General features: G+C 40.2%; 20 protein-coding genes, 1 pseudogene and 1 other annotated feature. Of the genes and pseudogenes, 11 read left to right on the top strand and 10 right to left on the bottom strand.

The window, feature by feature from the left end:
* Nucleotides 1-375: 375 nt before the first annotated feature.
* The 5 genes from AM500_RS26030 to AM500_RS04760 form a co-directional block, all read right to left on the bottom strand.
* A complete protein-coding gene (locus tag AM500_RS26030) occupies nt 376-594 on the bottom strand; it encodes a DALR anticodon-binding domain-containing protein (RefSeq protein WP_231688157.1) in 219 nt (72 codons plus the stop codon).
* Nucleotides 595-1091: 497 nt separating this feature from the next.
* Nucleotides 1092-2324 carry a hypothetical protein gene (locus AM500_RS04775; protein WP_053598195.1) on the bottom strand — a complete coding sequence of 411 codons (1233 nt, stop codon included), beginning with the start codon at nt 2322-2324 and terminating at the stop codon, nt 1092-1094.
* Nucleotides 2325-2333: 9 nt separating this feature from the next.
* Entirely contained in the window at nt 2334-3500 is a 1167-nt protein-coding gene (locus tag AM500_RS04770; protein WP_053598194.1) for a HesA/MoeB/ThiF family protein, read from the bottom strand.
* Between the two features lie 406 nt (nt 3501-3906).
* Nucleotides 3907-4140 carry a DUF3953 domain-containing protein gene (locus AM500_RS04765; protein ID WP_053598193.1) on the bottom strand — a complete coding sequence of 78 codons (234 nt, stop codon included), beginning with the start codon at nt 4138-4140 and terminating at the stop codon, nt 3907-3909.
* A 117-nt stretch (nt 4141-4257) separates the two neighbouring features.
* On the bottom strand, nt 4258-4530 hold the full coding sequence (locus tag AM500_RS04760; protein WP_053598192.1) for a hypothetical protein: 273 nt from the start codon (nt 4528-4530) through the stop codon (nt 4258-4260).
* A 213-nt stretch (nt 4531-4743) separates the two neighbouring features.
* Here AM500_RS04760 and AM500_RS04755 point away from each other — a divergent pair, with 213 nt between their 5' ends.
* The 5 genes from AM500_RS04755 to AM500_RS04735 all read left to right on the top strand — a co-directional run bounded on the left by AM500_RS04755 (nt 4744) and on the right by AM500_RS04735 (nt 8751).
* Nucleotides 4744-5091 carry a PadR family transcriptional regulator gene (locus AM500_RS04755; protein ID WP_053598191.1) on the top strand — a complete coding sequence of 116 codons (348 nt, stop codon included), beginning with the start codon at nt 4744-4746 and terminating at the stop codon, nt 5089-5091.
* Nucleotides 5078-6067 carry an HAAS signaling domain-containing protein gene (locus AM500_RS04750; RefSeq protein ID WP_053598190.1) on the top strand — a complete coding sequence of 330 codons (990 nt, stop codon included), beginning with the start codon at nt 5078-5080 and terminating at the stop codon, nt 6065-6067. Before AM500_RS04755 ends, AM500_RS04750 begins: the two co-directional genes overlap by 14 nt.
* A 318-nt stretch (nt 6068-6385) precedes the next feature.
* Nucleotides 6386-6715 (top strand): PadR family transcriptional regulator, encoded by a 330-nt coding sequence (locus AM500_RS04745; protein WP_053598189.1) that lies wholly within the window; start codon nt 6386-6388, stop codon nt 6713-6715.
* Nucleotides 6716-6725: 10 nt separating this feature from the next.
* Complete coding sequence (locus AM500_RS04740; protein WP_053598188.1) at nt 6726-7478, top strand: DUF1129 family protein; 753 nt, start codon at nt 6726-6728, stop codon at nt 7476-7478.
* 196 nt (nt 7479-7674) lie between these two features.
* Entirely contained in the window at nt 7675-8751 is a 1077-nt protein-coding gene (locus AM500_RS04735; protein ID WP_053598187.1) for an NAD(P)H-dependent flavin oxidoreductase, read from the top strand.
* Nucleotides 8752-8899: 148 nt separating this feature from the next.
* Here the strand turns inward: AM500_RS04735 and argS are convergent, their stop codons facing one another.
* Nucleotides 8900-10582: an arginine--tRNA ligase gene (gene argS / locus AM500_RS04730; RefSeq protein ID WP_053598186.1), complete on the bottom strand. Its 1683-nt coding sequence runs from the start codon at nt 10580-10582 to the stop codon at nt 8900-8902.
* A 44-nt stretch (nt 10583-10626) separates the two neighbouring features.
* Nucleotides 10627-10852 (bottom strand) — a binding site (T-box leader).
* A 169-nt stretch (nt 10853-11021) separates the two neighbouring features.
* On the opposite strand from argS, the gene AM500_RS04725 reads away from it, so the two are divergent.
* The 3 genes from AM500_RS04725 (at nt 11022) to AM500_RS04715 (ending at nt 12567) form a co-directional block, all read left to right on the top strand.
* Nucleotides 11022-11435 (top strand): hypothetical protein, encoded by a 414-nt coding sequence (locus AM500_RS04725; protein WP_053598185.1) that lies wholly within the window; start codon nt 11022-11024, stop codon nt 11433-11435.
* Nucleotides 11428-11937 (top strand): hypothetical protein, encoded by a 510-nt coding sequence (locus AM500_RS04720; protein WP_053598184.1) that lies wholly within the window; start codon nt 11428-11430, stop codon nt 11935-11937. The genes AM500_RS04725 and AM500_RS04720 overlap by 8 nt, the downstream gene beginning before the upstream one ends.
* A 111-nt stretch (nt 11938-12048) precedes the next feature.
* Complete coding sequence (locus tag AM500_RS04715) at nt 12049-12567, top strand: spermidine/spermine N(1)-acetyltransferase (protein ID WP_053598183.1); 519 nt, start codon at nt 12049-12051, stop codon at nt 12565-12567.
* Nucleotides 12568-12644: 77 nt separating this feature from the next.
* Here the strand turns inward: AM500_RS04715 and AM500_RS04710 are convergent, their stop codons facing one another.
* A complete protein-coding gene (locus AM500_RS04710; protein WP_053598182.1) occupies nt 12645-13466 on the bottom strand; it encodes a hypothetical protein in 822 nt (273 codons plus the stop codon).
* Between the two features lie 131 nt (nt 13467-13597).
* On the opposite strand from AM500_RS04710, the pseudogene AM500_RS04705 reads away from it, so the two are divergent.
* Nucleotides 13598-14214 (top strand): annotated as a pseudogene (locus AM500_RS04705) (FMN-binding negative transcriptional regulator).
* Between the two features lie 25 nt (nt 14215-14239).
* Here the strand turns inward: AM500_RS04705 and AM500_RS04700 are convergent.
* Nucleotides 14240-14707, bottom strand: a complete 468-nt coding sequence (locus AM500_RS04700; RefSeq protein ID WP_053598181.1) for a hypothetical protein — start codon at nt 14705-14707, stop codon at nt 14240-14242.
* A 658-nt stretch (nt 14708-15365) separates the two neighbouring features.
* The gene (gene gdhA, locus AM500_RS04695) at nt 15366-16745 is read right to left on the bottom strand and encodes an NADP-specific glutamate dehydrogenase (RefSeq protein WP_053598180.1); all 1380 of its coding nucleotides are present in this window, start codon (nt 16743-16745) and stop codon (nt 15366-15368) included.
* Nucleotides 16746-16895: 150 nt separating this feature from the next.
* Between gdhA and AM500_RS04690 the strand changes: the two genes are divergently transcribed.
* Together AM500_RS04690 and AM500_RS04685 are read left to right on the top strand one after the other, a co-directional pair.
* The gene (locus tag AM500_RS04690; RefSeq protein ID WP_053598179.1) at nt 16896-17801 is read left to right on the top strand and encodes a glutamate biosynthesis transcriptional regulator GltC; all 906 of its coding nucleotides are present in this window, start codon (nt 16896-16898) and stop codon (nt 17799-17801) included.
* A 294-nt stretch (nt 17802-18095) separates the two neighbouring features.
* Nucleotides 18096-18359, top strand: a complete 264-nt coding sequence (locus AM500_RS04685) for an excalibur calcium-binding domain-containing protein (protein ID WP_053598178.1) — start codon at nt 18096-18098, stop codon at nt 18357-18359.
* Nucleotides 18360-18734: 375 nt separating this feature from the next.
* On the opposite strand, the gene AM500_RS04680 is transcribed toward AM500_RS04685, so the two are convergent.
* Nucleotides 18735-19301 carry a histidine phosphatase family protein gene (locus tag AM500_RS04680; RefSeq protein ID WP_053598177.1) on the bottom strand — a complete coding sequence of 189 codons (567 nt, stop codon included), beginning with the start codon at nt 19299-19301 and terminating at the stop codon, nt 18735-18737.
* Between the last annotated feature and the right edge of the window lie 111 nt (nt 19302-19412).

Raw genomic sequence — 19412 nt, 5'->3', positions numbered from 1 at the left:
AAAACGACAAGTTTATGAAATAGGTCGTTTTTTTACTAAATCCATTTTGAACGAATCGACAGGCTCCTAAAAAAAATAGTGCTATTATCCTTAAAAAGAGGTGTGCGGGGGGTGATAGCTGTGGGTTATTTTCAAAGAGTGAAACGGCAGTGGCACGTGTTACGGATGAAATATCTCAAGTTATTGATTAATGGCTGTCTTGATTCAAAGCTTAAACAACAACTCTTGCTGAAAATAGACTATCACGAGCAGAGAATTACTCATTAGACTGTCAATGTATAAGTAAAAAAGGCGAGCCAACTAGCTCGCCTTTTTTATAATATCAGGGCTTACATCTCTTCAGGCGCCTGGAGCCCCAATAAGCGAATTCCTTCTTTAAGGGTAAGTTTCACCTGATAGCCTTTGTTGTTTCAGTTCGCTGTCACAGAGGATGCGGACAGAGGCGTAATATTTATTGAACGCTCTGGACAGCTTGATGATGTACTTTGCAATTTGGGAAATTTGGGTCGGGTCGTAGTCTTCTATCGCTCGTTTGATCGCTTCGGGAAATGCGATAAGGGCCGTAATAATTGGACATGCTTCCGGGTCCGGAATACTGTTCGGATTGTCGCTTTCCTGGAAGTCCCCTTTTCTCAGGAGCGAATCAGCACGGGCAGGGTGTATTGGACGTATGAGCCGGTTTCCCCTTGCATGTCCCTCACAAATATAGTGCTATTATCCAATAAAAAGAACATGTTGTGGGGTGATGGCGGTTTGAGTTATTTCCTTAAGTTCAAATAGCAGTGGCATGTATTACGGCTGAATTATCTCAAGTTATTGTTTGAAGGCTGTCTTGCTCCAAAACTTAGGCGTGAACTGATGCGAAAAATGACTATCACCAGCACAGAATTAGTAAATCCCCAGTTAGAATAAAATAGGGAACATCGCCTTTTCAATTGAAGAATATCCAAAGTCCCCCCTATTAACTTCTTTAAAACTAAAGGTCGCTCTTCCCCAATCAAAGATAAACTAAAAAACCTCTTAGCCTGATAAGAGGTTTAGAGTCTATTATTTATAAGCTGTTCTCTGAAGTTATGGACCGGAATAGGAATTTATATAGCTTCTGAAGAAACTCTTCTATTATTTCTGCTCTGATTTGTCTTCCAAGTCTTATACCAAGACCAACCTAAAATTATAAAAGGTATACTTGAGAGAAGAATAAAGATAATGCCATCGAAAAATTCTCTCGAGAAGAATGGATTATTAAACATTTTTACAAGGGTTAAAGAGACAAATTTGATAAACGTCGGTAGAGTAACGGTCATGAATAACGTTATTGCCCAAATTACACCTATAATATAAATCCATATATACCCTTTCATAATTTTCTTTTCAGTTAAATCAATATTTTCAAATTCTAACTTTTGTTCCAGATTTGCTCTCTTTGTCAAGATCCTCACATAAAGTCTGGTATTATGGATTAAATTGTTACATTTAAAAAATGTAGTGAGTACGTAATAAATATCGGTTTCTAAATAAAAAAAGAACTGAAACGCTATTCCCAAGACACAAATAAGGTTAATCAATTTAATTAAGTTTAAAAAGTATATATCTAACTCTATAACATAGTTTCCTAAAAATAATACAAATACCCCTAATCCAAAAAGGGCCCCATCCCATGCCATTCCTGCAATCAGAGCCTTATATCTTCTTTTGTGTGGCAGAAGGACAATATTAGACATATCTGTTTCAGCAACGGGAAAAACCAAACGATGGCCTAAACCAATTTTACTTTTGACACTAAGAGATTTTGCTGCTAATAAATGAGCAAATTCATGGGTGAAAATTAACACCCATCCAATCGCTGTTGAAATGATTAGTGATAACGTAACAGAAGGAAATACAATGGCATCCTGGTATTTCGGGATAAAGGAATGGTCGTAAAGGCAAAAAGAAACACCGACAATAAATAAAAGTAAATAGGCTCCAAAGGCAAATCTATTAAAAAATCTTTTTGCCGTATGTTCTGAAATATTTTCAAAATGTCCATTGTCGTTTACTACCTCATTTACAACAACACCATTTACCATATGGACAAAGAGTAAATCATTTACTAAACTCGAAGCAAAATCCATTACGTCTACATCTATTTCTTTTTCGGCCATTACTTTTTCTATTTCGCTTACTGTTAATCCGCTATCTAATAATTCTATAATTTCTATTGCTAAGTTAGGTAGTATAACAAAGTCGCTAACATCTGGCCTTCCTATTAAAAATTCCTCTTCATTCTCCTTGCGCTTTTCAAGTTTGTGCATTTTGAATACACAATCTTTTGTAATTTCCATATTTTTCTCCTAGCGCATCACTACGCGACGCATAGAATATTCTTTTTGATTAAACAGTTGGAACAGTGGATTCAATTGTCCACTTGAGCCACATGTAGGGCATTCCTTGTCAATTTCCCATTCAGTTAAAATGGAAGATTCAAATGTCTCGAAGTCAAACATGATCATTTTGCCAGCAGATTTTGGTTCATTTAAGCCTGTTAGCTGTTTAAAAATTTCCGAGCTTATCATGCCTGTAATCATCATCAAATTTGGGGCAGTTGCCATGTTAGCAGGAATGAAATTTAAGTCAAGAAAATGATTTACTTTTGAATAATAATTATCTGATTCCTTCCAGTTATTCAAATGCATACAATCTACGCACCCTGACACATGGGGAATAATGGTATATAGCATTCCCATTTTTATATTTATACTGCCTGCAATGAAGGGGATATTAAGCTTAACACATGCCTCATTTACCCATCTTGGAAGTAATAAATAAGGTTGATCCGCAGCTAAGATAACTAAATCTGAATCCTTAATTATTTGTTCAATGGAAAGCGAATCTCTAATTTCCAGATCGAAAGTCTCAATATTCATATCAGAATAGAACAACTTCATAAATTCCTTGGCAGCTATTATCTTTGGTCGCCCAATATCCTTTTCATTAAAAAGTAATTGTCTATTTAAATTGCTTAAGCTCACAGTATCAAAGTCAATAATTTTAACATTCTTTACACCTAAACCAGCTAAGTTAATAAGCAAGCTGGAACCAAATGCGCCCATTCCTATTATTGTCACTTTGGAATTAGAAATTTTTTGTTGAAATAGGGCAGGGTCTTGGTTGGGCGGGCAGAAGTGTGAAATATAATTAATATTTCCTGTAAATCTTTCTAATTCCCTTTCATTTAGGTCATGTTGGTCTTTGTCAGAATGAATTAAGAATCCCATCTCATTAAAATCTTGAATGGCTATCTCGACTTCTTCCAGGCTAATTTCACTAAACTCATTTCTAATAATGTTAGCTATTTCTGCAACACTTTTTTTACCGTCCATCAGTGTAATTAGACGATGAATAGAACCTGTTTCATCTATGATTTCAAACAATTTATCAGGAGTTATTCCTACTCTTAATTCGTTCTTTGTAATAAAGTGATAAAGATACATTGGATTGAATTTTGGTTTATATACCATATTATGTTCCTCGCTTTATTGTAAATATGAAATAAAGAAGGACCAAATGGCCCTTCAATATCTCTTAAATGGATTACATAAAATTAATTAACAAACACTACCGAAACACATATCAAGGTCTTTTGTTGCCTTAACTTTTTCTACCTTTTTTGCTGTTATTTTCATTTTTACACCCCCTTTTTTCGATTAATTAGAATATTCTACAAAAAGTTTAACCCACCTTCCTTTTTTTATAAAAAAATATATAAATAGGTAAAATTAGTAGAAATTACCTATAAAATTTTAAAAAGTCTCCAAATTCGAAAACCGGACCTTTTACATTGAAAGTGTGAATGCTCGGGCAACCTCCCCCCAATGGCTCCTATTGAATTCCTTTGTTGAACCGACCATTTACTTACTGAACCCATTACTTCAATAAGTAACTTTTAATTAATACAAATATCATAAATATAAATACAGCTATACTTAGCCAACCAATAGCTTTATGTCCCTTTTGAAATACTCTTAATCCTATTACCAACAATGTTAAACCCCAAAATAACATCGTAACTGGGTTAAACTTATAATCCTCGGTGATCAATACATATCCTGCAAGTGAAATAGCTGTTATGGTAAAAATGATTTGTAAAAACTTTAACAATTAAAACCCTCCTTATCTTACCCTGTCCTGCTCGGTAGTGAAAAAGCGGCTGCTTTTGGCAATCGCACCGTTAGCAAGTGGTTAAACTATGTATGCAAGTAAAGAAACAAGCCCTCCCTACTCTTCAAATCTTCTAACCTTGGCATTCCAGCTATTATTTCCAACCCATATTCCCAGTGGGCTATAGACTATTATCGCCACTAGATAGGTGAAAATAAGTAAAGGGAAATTGGAGAAGATGTCTCGTTTATCAAACATCAAATAGATAGTGGCAATGATCAATACAAAGATTTCATATAAAATTAATGACTTTAAAATATATATTTTCTTACCTTTGGATTTTACTCGTTTCCATTTTTCTCTTTCTTCTACTGTCTCCAGACTTTTCATACAACCTGCCTCCATTGCTGGTCTAAGCTGTAACTATAATACTTCTGGTAGTCTCACCCGGCTCCCCTTAAATTTTAACATAAATATCCAATAAATATATCTGCCATTGTGTAGCATACCCAACTATATTATTATTGGAACTACAATACTGTATGTTGCATAGTATGGAATGTATAGTGTATGATATACAGTAATAAGTAAAGGAGGTGTGGAATGAGTACTTTACTGAATTCATTGATTACAGAACTTAGAAGAGGAACATTGACATTGGCTGTACTTAGTCAGTTACGTACTCCTCAATATGGCTATTCATTAGTACAGCTGCTGGAAAGTTCAAATATCATTATTGACCAAAGCACCTTATACCCGCTTCTGCGCCGGTTAGAAAAGCAGGAGCTCGTTACGAGCAGTTGGGACACGTCGGAGAGCAGGCCGCGAAAGTATTATGTATTAAGTGACTATGGAGTGGAGATTTTTTCACAGCTAAAAGAGGAATGGCTAAAAAATTCAAGAGAGCTCTATGAGTTGCTCAAAGGAGAGGAAGAAAATGAATCTGATTGATGTGTACATTCAGGAAGTGACGCGAAGACTGCCTGAAAAAAGTCGCGAGGATATTGCTCTTGAGCTGCGTTCCACCATTGGGGATATGCTGCCTGATCATTACAATGATGAAGACGTGAAAGCAGTGCTTCAAAAAATGGGTAACCCGGTTGCACTTGCCAGCGGGTATCGTGACCAGCCGATGCATTTAATCGGGCCGCGTTATTATGATGTTTATACTTCATTATTAAAAATGATTTTGCCGATTGCCGCGGTGATTGCTTTCATTTCAGTGATGGCTGAATATAAAAACGGATTCAATGGCGAGGAAGCGGTAATAAATATAGTTTTAGATATCATCGGACTTGGAATTGTGAGAATCATTGATGTAGCAATGCAGACTTTCTTTTGGTTGACAGTCGTTTTCGCAATTATAGAGCGGGTTGATAAAGACAAAGATAATCAGCCGTTATCTCCAACTTTTAAGAAATGGACACCTGAGAATTTAAAAACAATCGCCTATATTCCAAAGAAAAAGGCAATCTCAAAATTTGAAGTGTTTTTCGGATTATTGTGGACTGCAATATGGGCGACCCTCTACTTCTATGCGAACCACCTCATCGGCATATATGAAGGCGGAAAAGACGGATTAACATTCGTTGCACCGGTATTCAATCAAGAAATCTGGCTTCAATACTGGCCATTGGTTGCAGCTCTGATCGCTTTCGAGATTGGATTGTGGGTCTATAAATTCATTAAAGGCCAATGGACGAAAAAATTGGCAATCGTAAACGCCATACATGAATTTGTCGCATCTGTGATCTTCTTCATTATTTTACTAACCCCTAATATATTCAATCCAGAATTTCTACATTACAAAAATGAGTTCGAGCATATTGATTCTTGGCTAATCTCTTTAATTATCATCGTCTTTAGTGTATCCGCAGTCGTTAATTCGTTTGACGGTTTCAAAAAAGCCAGAGCCACTGTGAAGTAACGACGTCCATGTTAGGCACCCTTTTGGATAGTTAGGGGTGCCTTTAATTTTGCATATGCTGACATTAAAAGTTAATGAGCTAGTTTCGGTTCCCCCATTTAAATCCATCATGCGTTTCCTGTCTTCCATGATTAAATCATGTGCCTCCCTTGTATTTTGCCAGGCCCCCCCACTGGCCAATGTTACATTATCATCGCGGCTTCAAAGAAATTTTTAAGATAATGTAAAATATTCACATTACCCTTGCATTGCAAGGTAAATTTTTGTATGATTTCCCTATACCTTGTAATACATGATAATTAGAATGGTGGAAAATGAATGTCAGAAACTCAAATGATGAAGGGGATATTGGATGGGTGTCTCTTGGCGATTATTAAGGAGAAAGAGTGTTATGGATATGAGATGGCAGAGCGTTTAAGCGAGTATGGTTTTGGTACGATCAGCGAAGGAACGATTTACCCGTTATTGTTGAGAATGCAGCGTGAAGGGCTTGTCACTTTTGTTCGCAGAGAATCCATAGCTGGTCCGAAGAGAAAATACTATTCATTAACTGCGAAAGGGCAGCAAGCCTTAACCGATTTTATCCTGAGATGGAATGAGCTAGAGAAAAGTGTTAACGCAGCCATTAAGAAAGAAAGAAATGAATGAGGTGAAAAGAATGGAACAACTTCAACTATCCGAGAAGAGCAGGAAATTCATTGATGATCTAAGGCTATACCTGTTTTCTAGTGGAAAAAATGATCAAGAAATTAAAGAAATTGCTGAAGAACTTGAAGATCACCTATACGAAGCTGAAGTAAACGGGAAATCGATTGATCGAATTATAGGAGGTTCCCCAAAGGAGTATATGATGAGTATCTCCAGTGAAATGAAGACGGATTATAAAGCATGGGCAAAACACGTTCCTCTCGTGATCATTGGTGCTATGTCCTATTTTGTGTTTGGGGATCTTCTGCAAGGTACATTGAACTATAGTCTATTAAAAATTGCAGGAACGGTTGTCTATAGTATTCTCTTCCTTGGAGGTGTACTGTTCGCTTTTCGCTATACTGCAAGAAATCAAGTTTCTAAAATAAAAGAGTTTTTAATTTTACTAGTGCCAATATTTATAAGTACGTTCTTTTTTGTCGGCACCCTCATTGCGGATTCACTTTATCCTACCCCCGTATTACATTTTGGCACTTTGGGGAGTATCATTACTGGCTTACTTTTTCTTGGTTTTATCGTCTTCTTTTCGATTCGGGCTAAAACCGCCATCATGCTTGTAGTCTTAATCGCGCTTCACCTGCCAACCCTACTATTGTCGCACACTTCTTTCAGCGAAATGACACAATTGATTGTAGGGTGGATTATAACCTATCTACTAATCATCGTATATCTATTTTTTATGCTCAAAAAAGAAAAAGGCTAATGGGAGCGGGGATGGTTTGCAGGGGAAGTTGGCGGATAGGTGAAGTGGGAGACGAGAACCGTCCATTTAGCTGTACGCCCTTCTGCCATCGCCTCGACCGAAAATACGGAAACTCTAATATACTGTTAATTGATATTTCTTCTTCTCCAAGTTAATTGTATCGACCTTCAACTTTCATGGGATAGGATGTGGCCGGGTGCTAACCAATGAATTTACTAAACTATTGAACATGGAATACCCCATTATCCAGGCTCCGATGGCTGGCGGGATTACGACTTCACGTTTGGTAGCGGCGGTTTCTAATTCCGGAGGATTGGGAATGGTAGGTGCCGGCTATATGTCCCCGGAGCAATTACGGATTCAGATTAGAGAAATTAGGAAGCTGACGTCTGGCCTGTTCGGTATTAATCTATTTGTTCCTAATGATTTTAGCGTTACTGAAGAGGAAGTCCGATTGGCGCAAAAAGCAATGCAGCCTGTCCGTGAACAATTGGGGTTGCAGGAAAACGCAGACGCGGAGATTCCTGTTTTTCCAGATGTCTATCAGTCCTTTGTTGAACAAGTGAAAGTTGTTATTGAAGAGCAGGTTTCTGTATGTTCTTTTACATTTGGAATTCCTTCGGAGGAAGTTATCGGGGAATTAAAACGAAGTGGCATCATGTTAATTGGAACGGCTACAACTGTCAGGGAGGCAATTGAACTGGGAAAAGCGGGCATGGATGCCATTGTTGTCCAGGGCAGTGAAGCCGGCGGACATCGCGGAAGTTTTCTCCAGGAAGACCAGGAGAGCCTCGTCGGATTGATGTCGCTTATCCCTCAGGTTGTTGATAACGTGAACATCCCGGTGATTGCTGCTGGGGGAATTATGGACGGGAGAGGTTTGATGGCGTCCCTCTGTTTGGGAGCCAAAGCGGTCCAGATGGGCACAGCGTTCCTGACTTGTGTTGAAAGCGGGGCCCACAATGTCTACAAAAAAGCGATCCTGGCTGCCAAAGAGGACGAGACCGTTCTGACCCGCTCGTTTTCCGGCAAATGGGCACGGGGGATTAAAAACAAATTTATTAACGAAATGCAGATTCATGAATCATCATTACCGGATTTCCCTGTGCAAAATATCCTGACCCAATCTATGAGGAAAGCCGCCTCCTCTCAAAACAATCCAGACTTTATGTCCCTTTGGTCCGGACAATCTCCGCGTCTGACTAAAGATCAAACGGCCGAAGCGTTAATACACTCGATTATTGCAGAGGCTGAAAAATTGATCTCTCACTGAATTTAAACTTGTTACATATTGGCAATCTAGCCCGTGTCCTTTCTAATGGCGCTTCACCAAGGATATAGGTTCAACTTCCAAAAGCGTGTTCATAACCACTAAAAAGGGCGAGCCAGCATATCGGCTCGCCCCAGCAAATGTAATTGTCTTACATCTCCTCAGGCGCCTGCAATCCCAATAAACGCAGCCCTTCTTTAAGTGTAAGTTTCACTGCATACACCAGCGATAGCCTTTCCTGTTTGTACTCGCTGTCATCGAGGATGCGGATAGCGGCGTAGTATTTGTTGAAGGCTCTGGACAATTCGATGACGTACTTCGCGATTTGTGATGGATCGTATTCTTCGATTGCTCGTTTGATTGCGTCGGGAAAGGCAATCAAGGACGTAATAATAGGCCACGCTTCCTGATCCGGGATGCTAACCGGAGTGGTGCTTTCCTTGAACTCCCCTTTTCTAAGCAGGGAAGCAGCGCGGGCATGGGTATATTGAACGTATGGGCCGGTCTCCCCTTCAAACCGCAGCATGTCTTCCAGCGAAAACTCGATGTCGTTTTGGCGGAAGTTTTTCAGGTCATGGAAGATGACGGCGCCTGTTCCGACCTGGCGGGCAACCTCCTCTTTTGAAGCGAGGTTCGGGTTTTTCTTCTTGATATCCTCGAGTGCCAGTGCGATTGCTTCATTGAGAACCTCTTCAAGCAGGACTACCTTGCCCTTCCGAGTCGACATTTTCTTTCCATCCTTCAGCATCATTCCAAAAGGCACATGGCTCATTCCCTTTTGCCACTCGAAGCCCATCTTTTCGAGCACGGAGAATACCTGTTTAAAGTGAAGCGTTTGTTCATTGCCGACAACATACAGTGATTTTGCGAACTGATAGGTTTCCTGCCGGTAGATGGCAGCTGCCAGGTCACGGGTCGCATAAAGGGTTGTGCCATCGCTTTTCTTAATCAGGCATGGCGGCAGGTCCTCGATCGGAACAACCTGTGCTCCGTCCGATTCCTCGAGAAGCTTCATGTCTTCAAGCATTTGAACGACTCTGTTCATCTTGTCGTTGTAGAATGCTTCCCCGTGATAGGAGTCGAACTCTATTCCCATCAGCTCATAGATTTTCGCAAACTCCTTAAGAGATTCGTCGCGGAACCATTCCCACAGCTCGATTGCTTCAGTATCAGCATCCTCCAGCTTCTTGAACCAGGCACGGGCTTGATTTTCCAGGTCGGAGTCCTTTTCGGCTTCGTCATGGAATTGGACATATAATTTCAGCAGTTCTTTGATGGGCTGCTTTCTGACAGCCTCTTCGTCTCCCCATTTTTTATAGGCAACGATCAGCTTTCCGAACTGAGTACCCCAGTCACCCAGATGGTTGATGCGGATTGGGCGGTAGCCTGATTTTTCAGCAATCAATGCTAGAGCGTTGCCGATAACAGTCGAGCGCAAATGCCCCATTGAAAACGGCTTTGCGATATTCGGTGACGAGAAATCAATCGTCATCACCTGGCCCTTCCCAATATTTAAGTCCGCAAAGTTTTCTTTTTCTGAGAGGACCTTTTGGATGACTTGCTGCGAAACGGTTGGCTTATTGAGAAACACGTTCACATAGCCCCCAACCGGCTCTACTTTTTCAAAAAGAGTTGTTTTGATCTTCGTGGCCAGGTCTGTTGCGATAATCTGCGGTGATTTCCGGAACAGTTTCGCCAGCTCGAAACATGGAAACGCCAAATCTCCCATGTTCTCGAATTTAGGCTTTTCAATCATCTGAATCAATTTCGTCTTTTCCAGCTGCCCATCCAAGGCATCGTACAGAATCCCGGCAAAGTCAGTTTTAAATTCCATTGTTTTTCCCTCCAAAATAAAAAGCTCCCGCCTCTTTTAGTTAAAAAAGAGACGGGAGCTCGATTGTATTCCCGCGGTACCACTCTGCTTGTTTTTGCTCATCAGCAAAAACCACTCGACATTGGTAACGGGGTCTCTCCCCGGCCCTCCCTACTGACTTCAGGAAAGCATCTCAAAAGTGCGGTTCATCATTTGCTTCGCACCAGGCTCCCACTCTCCCCGGCTCGCTTTGCCTCCACAAACAACTACTCTCTTCATCATCGACGTTCACGTGTATTATCCTTTATTATATCCATTTTTTTCACAATGGCAAAAGAAATTTCAACCAATGGAACAAGTTTTCCAATTTGAACCTTTTTCCTAGAGGGTCTAAGGATTAAAATATAGTTACTGGGTATTTTTTCTATAAACAAAAAAGAAATTACGGGAGGAATGTTGGGTGAAAAGGAACTTTCTATTAGTTGTACTACTATTACTACTTACTACGGCATGCAGTAACAGTACTGAATCTTGGTGGGTACTTGAAAACGATCAAATAAGCAAAAGCCCCGAAATCCAAGCATATGTTAATCAATTACAAACCGACAAAAAAGATTATAAAGGATATAAGGTGTTTACAATCGCTAAAGGCAAAAAGGCAGTCGTTATTTCATTAGGAAAAGAAGGAAAGAAACTTGAATTAGTTGAGGTCCATACATCCAGTAAGGATACAGCTATAACCATTGAGGAAACCGAGCAAAGTACCGATGATGCCAATCCCTATATTGTGGTCGGTATGGATGAAATTGTAGGTGCATTTTACGTGTATGCCCAGCAAACAGAGGAATACACGGGCTCAGGATATTATGATTAATACAAAACGGTTAGCGTTGAATAAATATATGAAAATGAAATTGATGATTTTTGTTTTTAGCATACTAGCACTATTATTACTTTTAGGTTGTACGGATGCTAGAGAGCCAATAGATGAAGAAACACCTCTTAAAAGTCCGCCCGGTTTGACTATTTCTGTTGGTGAGGAAACTATCACACCGGTACTGGGTTCGTATAGTTGGAGTTATGACCGTGGCGATGGTACCGCAACAGGTGAGCATGCGGATTCAGCAGCACCACCAGATCTAGTAGAGGGGCAAAAAGTTGTAAATGTAAATACAAATACAAAAGTTCGATTAAACTTTGAAATACAGCCGGCACATTATCAGGTTAGGATTTGGAATTCTCAAAATGACATCATACGTACCGACAACACGGTTGTTCTTTCTGGATTTAAAGGAAAAGCAATTTACGAAGTCCTTGCAACCTGGGGACAAGGCACTGCAAGCTACGCTTTTGCTTTAAATGTTAAAGAAGATTAGTCGGGGAACCGCCCTTAGTTTACCAAAGAAGGATTGAGGCTGTTTTTGTAGAAATCTTTGTAAGGAAAGGAAACAAGCGAAATTATTGATAAAGGAGAGCAGCATTATAAAATGACAATACATATAAGGCAATGCACCCTCGAAGATGCACGTATACTTCAAGAAATCAGTTATGAAACATTTAATGACACATTTGCGCATCAGAACTCACCTGAAAATATGAACGCTTATTTGGAACGGGCGTTTAATATAACCCAATTAGAAAAAGAACTAGCTACTGATTCTTCGGATTTCTTTTTTGTTTATTTCAATAAAGAGATTGCTGGTTATTTGAAGGTGAACACCAATGATGCCCAGTCTGAACAGATGGGTAATGATTCACTTGAGATTGAGAGGATTTATGTAAGAAATAATTTTCAAAAACACGGGCTTGGTAAGCACCTGCTGAATAAAGCTGTGGACATTGCGGTGGAACGAAACAAAAAGAAAATCTGGCTGGGCGTATGGGAAAAGAATGAAAACGCGATTGCCTTTTATAATAAAATGGGATTTGTTCAAACAGGAGCCCACTCATTTTATATGGGCGATGAAGAGCAGATCGACTTCATTATGACTAAAACACTTGGCTAATTTTGTAGCTTAACGAAAAACACTCAAGCCGATATTTTGGCTTGAGCGTCTTTTTATGAACCGTTCCCAGTTTGTTGTTATAAATCACCTGTTGGCAACAGTTCGATATCCTTAATATTGCCCTTTGCATCCACCCTGAACTGTACACCGCTATTGCGGGGATCATCCCCGATAGAGGTTAAGTCACCCTTCGTTAGGATTGCAATTATTTCAATACTATATAAGCCCTCTGTTAACACGTTGCTATTCTTAAATTCTTCTAAAACCTCTTCTGCCTGGGGGACGGCAGCCTCTTCATTGGTGGTTTTGAAATAAAAGTTAAAATTGATAACACCAAAATTGCTCCACATTCCTGTTGGGTCGGGATTTGGTTTCAATATGGGTAATAATTCATTCGTGTTAATAGTTTTTTGAGATTTGAATTGCTTTGCCAACTGCTGTTCTAGTTCCTCTGCAATATTGGCATTTATATAATAATAGAAGTTTCCTTTTAACTCGTCATATTCATCGGGTGATTCTTCTAAGAAGTCGAATTTCTTGATGATGCGGTCCAATTCCGATGTGACCTTTGGGTTTTGTTGAATATAAGCCCCTTTGAACAATTCGGAATACACACTATCGCTATGTTGTTCATCGATTTCAAACGTATCTCTTATTAGTGTAATAAATATAGTCGTGTGATAAGGTTTTTTTATCTCTATCGCAGTTTGATGATCAATTCCTTCAAACCAATTATCATCCCAGGTTAGAAACTTGAATTCTTCATTTAACCCATACTCTTCTGATAAATACTGCTCTACCGGTTTCTTTAAATCCCTCTCATTCACCCCGCCTACACACCCGGCAGAAACTATCATAAAAATGAGAATCAGTAATCCTATTAAAAACATTTTTTTCATGCTGTCACCAACTGTAGTTTAGTAATGTATATACTTTAATAGTAATGTATTACTTAAATGCCCGATATAGGAAGTTGTGTCAAAATTCCTACTCAAAGAGATAGGGATCGAAAAATAACGAGGTGAAAATGATGTATGTACCTAAATTTTTTAAAGTGACAGATGCTGATGAAATATGGGACTTTGTCCAAACGAACTCTTTTGGAACGTTAGTGACAGCAGATGGCGGGAAGCCGATTGCGACTCATTTGCCTTTAGGGGTAGTGAAAAAAGGCGATGACTGCTATATTACTGGACATATGGCATATGGAAATCCTCAGTGGAAGACCTTTGCAACCTGCGATAGTGCGCTTGTGATGTTCCAGGGACCCCATGCATATGTTTCTTCTTCATGGTATTCCACGAAAATGTTCCGACGTGGAATTACCAGGCCGTCCATATGTATGGAAAGGTTGTTATTTTAAACAAAGCGGAACTGATAGAAGATTTAACACGAATGCTAGAAAAATATGAATTGAAACGTGAGAATCCTGTATTATGGGATAACCTTTCTCCTGAGCTTTTGGAAAGAGAATTAAAAGGTATTGTCGGCTTTAAGATAAAGGTTGAGGAAATCCAGGCTGCGTATAAATTAAGCCAGAACCGAAATGAGACGGACTACAAGAACATCATTGAGCAATTGCAAAATGAAGGAAACCCATATTCGAGGCAACTTTCGGAACAGATGGAGAAAAGAATAAAAAAGTAAGTCAGCCGGGTTTCCTGCACTTTTATTAGTGAACTTCCAGTACAAAAGTGTAGGAAACCGTTCCGTTCCCCCACTCTGCTTCCACTTCATAAATGTACGTTCCATCGCTTGAAGGAACCTTTAGTTGATTGCCATCAAGTTTAACTTCTTCCCCTCTTCCGTTTTCATCCCATGTATACACTTTGAGATCCGGGTTATCTTCAATCTCGATATCAATTTTTTCGTTTGGCTTCACGCTAATTGGTTCTATATGGTCCGCCATTTGGTATGGCGAGGAGTGGTCCGTTTGATACACTTGAGTCGTTGATCCCTTTTTTTGCACCCACTTATAATTGCCTTCTTCCATCTGATACTCTTTGCCGTTTATTTTAACGAGCGCTGACATGGACGGAGGGAATTCACTTTGCGTTACACTGCCAATGGAATATGAACAGCCTGTTATTACCAGGATAGCGAACGTCAAAATTCCGATTAATACATGTTTTGCTTTCACAGTAACTCTCCCCTCTTTTCAAGTATGATCTTAAGAAGTACTTTTTTAGCAGTAGTTGCACGTGGTGACATCAAGGACATTTCATCTATCTGGCAGGCTCAAATTATACTCGAAAACCACTTTCAGGGACATTTCACCCATCCGACAGCCTCGAATTGTACTCGAAATCGTTACAGCTGCCACAACTCGCCTCATTTGAAAAACCCCTTTTATGTGAATAGGGATTTCACTAATTAGACGCTATGACTAAGAGGGAAATTACATAATTTGGACGGGAAGTTAACTAAAATTTAAGAGAAGAAAATACAGGTTAGAAAATGGAGAATATAAAGTTGGTGATAATAGCGAGACGAAAGGGGATTATCCATTAAGGCCTACTCATAGATAAACGCTGTCTGGACCAAGCTGATTAATACAATAGAACCCCTTTATTAGATTAATCGGTGTCTGGACCAAGCAGATTAATCCAATAAAGCCCGTTTATTAGATTAATCGGCACCTGGAGCAAGCAGATTAATCCAATAGAACCCGTCTCATAGATAAATTAATCTGTATATGAGACAGAAGGATTAATCAAAGAGGTTCAATTGGCTGTTCCCGTCCCCACAAAATGCAAAAAGGGTGTCCCAATTCGCAGGGACACCCTCAATATGTTTTTTTATATAACACCTTGTGCGACCATGGCATCGGCAACTCTTAAGAAACCGGCGATGTTTGCGCCGACTACGAGGTTGCCTGGATGGCCGTACTCTTCTGCGGCCAGAACCGTTTTTTTATAAATGTTTTCCATTATTTGATGCAATTTGGCATCGACTTCTTCGAACGTCCAGGACAGGCGGGCGCTGTTCTGAGACATTTCCAATGATGAAACGGCTACGCCGCCTGCATTGGCAGCTTTTGCCGGTGCAAAGAGAATATCGCTTTCTAAGAAGACCTCGATTGCTTCAAGAGTGGAAGGCATGTTTGCCCCTTCACCAACGGCTTTGACTCCATTGGAAATCAGGACTTTAGCCGACTCTTCGTTTATTTCATTTTGTGTTGCGCATGGAAGGGCGATGTCACAAGGAAGTGACCAGATGCCAGTTGAACCTTCAACGTATTGGGCATGAGGGTGTTCTTTTACATACTCGCTGATTCGCTTGCGATCGACTTCTTTGATGCGTTTGACTGTATCAAGGTTGATGCCTTCCGGATCGTAAACATAACCATTGGAGTCGCTGCAGGCTACAACCTTCGCGCCAAACTGCATCGCTTTTTCAATCGCGTAGATGGACACATTACCGGATCCGGAAACAACCACTGTGCTGCCATTGAAGCTGAGCCCTTTATCTTTCAGCATTTCCTCTACAAAATACACCGTCCCGTAACCGGTAGCTTCAGTTCGGCCCAGGCTGCCGCCATATCCAAGTCCTTTTCCTGTGAGGACACCTGCTTCATAAGCTCCGGCAATCCGCTTATACTGGCCAAACATATAGCCAATCTCTCGCGCGCCAACCCCAATGTCTCCAGCTGGCACATCAATATCAGGCCCAATATGTCTGTAAAGTTCGGTCATGAAGCTTTGCGTAAATTTCATGATTTCCATATCGGACTTACCTTTAGGATCGAAGTCGGAGCCACCCTTACCTCCACCAATTGGCTGGCCGGTGAGTGAGTTTTTAAAAGTTTGTTCAAAGCCAAGGAACTTAATGATGCTTGAATTTACAGAAGGGTGGAATCGCAAGCCGCCTTTGTATGGACCAATCGCGCTGTTAAACTGGACGCGGAATCCACGGTTCACTTGAACTTTTCCCTGGTCGTCGACCCAGGGAACTCTGAAGGTAATTAATCGTTCTGGTTCAACGATTCGCTCAAGGATGCCGAGATTTCTGTATTGAGGATTTTTTGCAAATACTGGTGTTAACGAATCGAGGATTTCCTTAACTGCTTGGTGAAACTCGCTTTCATATGGATTACGCTTTACTACCGTTTCAAAAATCTCATTTATATACTCTTTTGCAGCTGTTTCAGCTTCGTTCAGTTTCAGTGATATCGTCATTGTTGAGTTAACACCCCTTTGTTTCGGCTATTGGACACTTCCTATTATTTTCATTCCTGATTTTTTTATTTTATAATGGAATAATTAATCGAAACAATATGAGTATTAGATTAAATCAATGCCGAAATGAGATGAATTGGAGATAGAGGTATGGAATTGAGGCAAATTCAGTATTTCATCGAAGTGGCCAAACGGGAACATGTAACCGAGGCGGCTGTATCTTTGCACGTTGCTCAGTCCGCTGTCAGCAGGCAAATCGTTAATTTAGAGGCTGAGCTCGGGGTTGATCTTTTTATAAGAGAAGGAAGAAATGTAAAGTTAACCCCAATCGGGCAAACCTTCCTGGAGCATATGGAGGAAGCGATGAAGGTGATTGATAATGCGAGGCGCGAGGTCCAGGAATATCTCGATCCTGAGCGCGGGGTAATCCGGATTGGTTTTCCGAGCAGTCTTGCAGCTTATACTCTTCCTACAGTTATATCTGAATTCCGGGAACAACATCCTTACGTCAAGTTTGAGCTGAAACAGAACTCCTATACAGAATTGATTAACGCGGTAGTCAAAGGCGATCTCGATATGGCACTGGTTGGACCCCTGCCAAGGCACGAAAAAAAGGTCAAAAGCCATATTTTATTTACGGAAAGCATCGTTGCCCTGCTGCCTGCGAGCCATCCACTTGCCGGGCAGCGTTCCATTACTTTGAATCAATTACGAGATGATTCATTCATCTTGTTCCCACAGGGTTATGTGCTGCGGCAAATTGTTGAGACTGCTTGCAAACAGCTCGGCTTTCAGCCCAAGGTCTCATTTGAAGGCGACGATATTGATGCAATTAAAGGGCTGGTTTCTGCTGGCCTTGGGGTGACGCTCATTCCGGAGATTACCTTGATTGACAACCTGCCGCGCTCGACGGTCCGGCTGCATGTAATTGAGCCCCAAGTCACCCGTACGGTAGGTGTGATTATTCCTAGCGAACGGCCGCTGCTCCCTGCTGAGAACCTATTCTTCGAGTTCATCAGGGACTTTTTCAAAGTATTGGATCGGTATCAAGATTAGTAGGTGCATCTACATTACTCAGGGATTCTTGATGACCCTGAGAGTAAAAATATGGGGTCTGCGGTCGTCAATAGAGGTTCTTGACGACCCGGCGAGTAGAAAAATTGAGGTACGGTCGTCAATAGAGCTTCTTGACGACTCTGCGAGTAAAAAATTGAGGCCGCGGTCGTCAATAGAGCTTCTTGGCGACTCTGCAAGTAAAAAATAGAGGCCGCGGTCGTCAATTAGTATTGTGCAACTCCCTTTTATTGGTTATTATGGAAGTCTAGGTAATCCATGGGGGTTGTGAATTCAATGAAAAAAGTGATGCCAATCGTCTTATCTGCTGGACTGGTTTTTGGACTCTCTTTAGCTTCCGCAGACAGCGTTGAAGCAAAGGCGAAGGTCTACAAGAATTGCACGGAGTTGAACAAGGCGTATAAAGGCGGAGTTGCCAAGTCTTCTTCTGTTAAGAACAAAGGCGGAAAAACGAAGTACAAGCCGTATGTTTCCAAAGCGCTTTATGATGCAAATAAAGGCAAAGACCGTGATAAAGACGGAATCGCCTGTGAACGTTAATAGTACTGATTTTAAAGGGCTGTATAAGTAAGGGGTTCAGTCTGAAATAGACCATCAAAGTGCAGAGGCATTTAATGGTCTTTTTTTATTGATATAGGCGCATTAAATCCACTATATAAAGATCTAATATTCATTTAATTAGCCCCTAATTTACTATTTAGCTTGCCTTGTTTCTCCAATAAGATTTCTTCGCCTTCAAAGTTAAACTCTATATAATCACGAACAAAAGTGACTTGGCCCAGTTCAGATTTTCTATCATATGCAAATACATAATATCTATCGTCCCTTCAGCAAAAGTGATTACCTTAACCACCCCGCGTAAATAAATAGAAAAGAGCCGACCAATTTAGCCGGATGAGAAGCCTTTGCCAACCATTAATTCAAAAAGATATATGTTGTACAATTCCAATGTTTTGCACCCGTTCTCCTTTTGCCTGTCCAACCTTTTTTCTGCAATTCTTTTGCTAATAGCATATTAAAAAAGCCGTGTCCTACTAATGCTACCGATTTATATTCGTCTGCATATTCAACTAATAGCTGGGCTGCTTTTTTTGCCCTTGATTTTGCATCAGTAAAAGACTCGCATTCGTTAGAATAACCACAGAACCATAATAATCTTAATATGAAAGACCACATACTTGGACTTAATTTAAGACCTAACTTTTTTGAACAAGTTGGGAGTTCTATCTCTCGAAATAAAGGAGAGGAAATGGTCCCTTTTTCTGTGTTAATATACATAGCTGACTGAACAGATCTTTTCAAATTACTGGTAATAACTATTCTTGCATTTGTTACTTTTTCTACTGTCCAAAAAGGATATGTTGTCTCTTCAAATACACCAGTATAATCATATTTTTCTATCCACTTCTTAAAATCCGAACAAGTTATTCGACCATTTTCAGTGTGTCGTGATTTTCCGTGTCTTATCAACGAAATTTCCATGAAAATCTCCTTGGCTCTTAACAATAATAATTTCGACTCAAAAATTAATAATTCTTCATACCCTGAACTGCACCGTTTGAAGGCAAGAGAAGTTACTCCAAATACTCCTCA

Origin of the sequence: Bacillus sp. FJAT-18017, assembly GCF_001278805.1 — a bacterium.
GTDB lineage: Bacteria > Bacillota > Bacilli > Bacillales > Cytobacillaceae > Bacillus_D.
The sequence above is the reverse complement of the archived record's forward strand: the minus strand, read 5'-3'. Positions and strand labels throughout refer to the sequence as shown.

Bases quoted from the DNA above. Each gene is read 5' to 3' on its own strand.
- AM500_RS04750 (WP_053598190.1), top strand. From the start codon at position 5,078: ATGAATCTGATTGATGTGTACATTCAGGAAGTGACGCGAAGACTGCCT.
- AM500_RS04720 (WP_053598184.1), top strand. From the start codon at position 11,428: ATGATTAATACAAAACGGTTAGCGTTGAATAAATATATGAAAATGAAA.
- AM500_RS04690 (WP_053598179.1), top strand. From the start codon at position 16,896: ATGGAATTGAGGCAAATTCAGTATTTCATCGAAGTGGCCAAACGGGAA.
- AM500_RS04755 (WP_053598191.1), top strand. From the start codon at position 4,744: ATGAGTACTTTACTGAATTCATTGATTACAGAACTTAGAAGAGGAACA.
- AM500_RS04680 (WP_053598177.1), bottom strand. From the start codon at position 19,301: ATGGAAATTTCGTTGATAAGACACGGAAAATCACGACACACTGAAAAT.
- AM500_RS04760 (WP_053598192.1), bottom strand. From the start codon at position 4,530: ATGAAAAGTCTGGAGACAGTAGAAGAAAGAGAAAAATGGAAACGAGTA.
- gdhA (WP_053598180.1), bottom strand. From the start codon at position 16,745: ATGACGATATCACTGAAACTGAACGAAGCTGAAACAGCTGCAAAAGAG.
- AM500_RS04770 (WP_053598194.1), bottom strand. From the start codon at position 3,500: ATGGTATATAAACCAAAATTCAATCCAATGTATCTTTATCACTTTATT.
- argS (WP_053598186.1), bottom strand. From the start codon at position 10,582: ATGGAATTTAAAACTGACTTTGCCGGGATTCTGTACGATGCCTTGGAT.
- AM500_RS04775 (WP_053598195.1), bottom strand. From the start codon at position 2,324: ATGGAAATTACAAAAGATTGTGTATTCAAAATGCACAAACTTGAAAAG.
- AM500_RS04740 (WP_053598188.1), top strand. From the start codon at position 6,726: ATGGAACAACTTCAACTATCCGAGAAGAGCAGGAAATTCATTGATGAT.
- AM500_RS04685 (WP_053598178.1), top strand. From the start codon at position 18,096: ATGAAAAAAGTGATGCCAATCGTCTTATCTGCTGGACTGGTTTTTGGA.
- AM500_RS04745 (WP_053598189.1), top strand. From the start codon at position 6,386: ATGTCAGAAACTCAAATGATGAAGGGGATATTGGATGGGTGTCTCTTG.
- AM500_RS04710 (WP_053598182.1), bottom strand. From the start codon at position 13,466: ATGAAAAAAATGTTTTTAATAGGATTACTGATTCTCATTTTTATGATA.
- AM500_RS04715 (WP_053598183.1), top strand. From the start codon at position 12,049: ATGACAATACATATAAGGCAATGCACCCTCGAAGATGCACGTATACTT.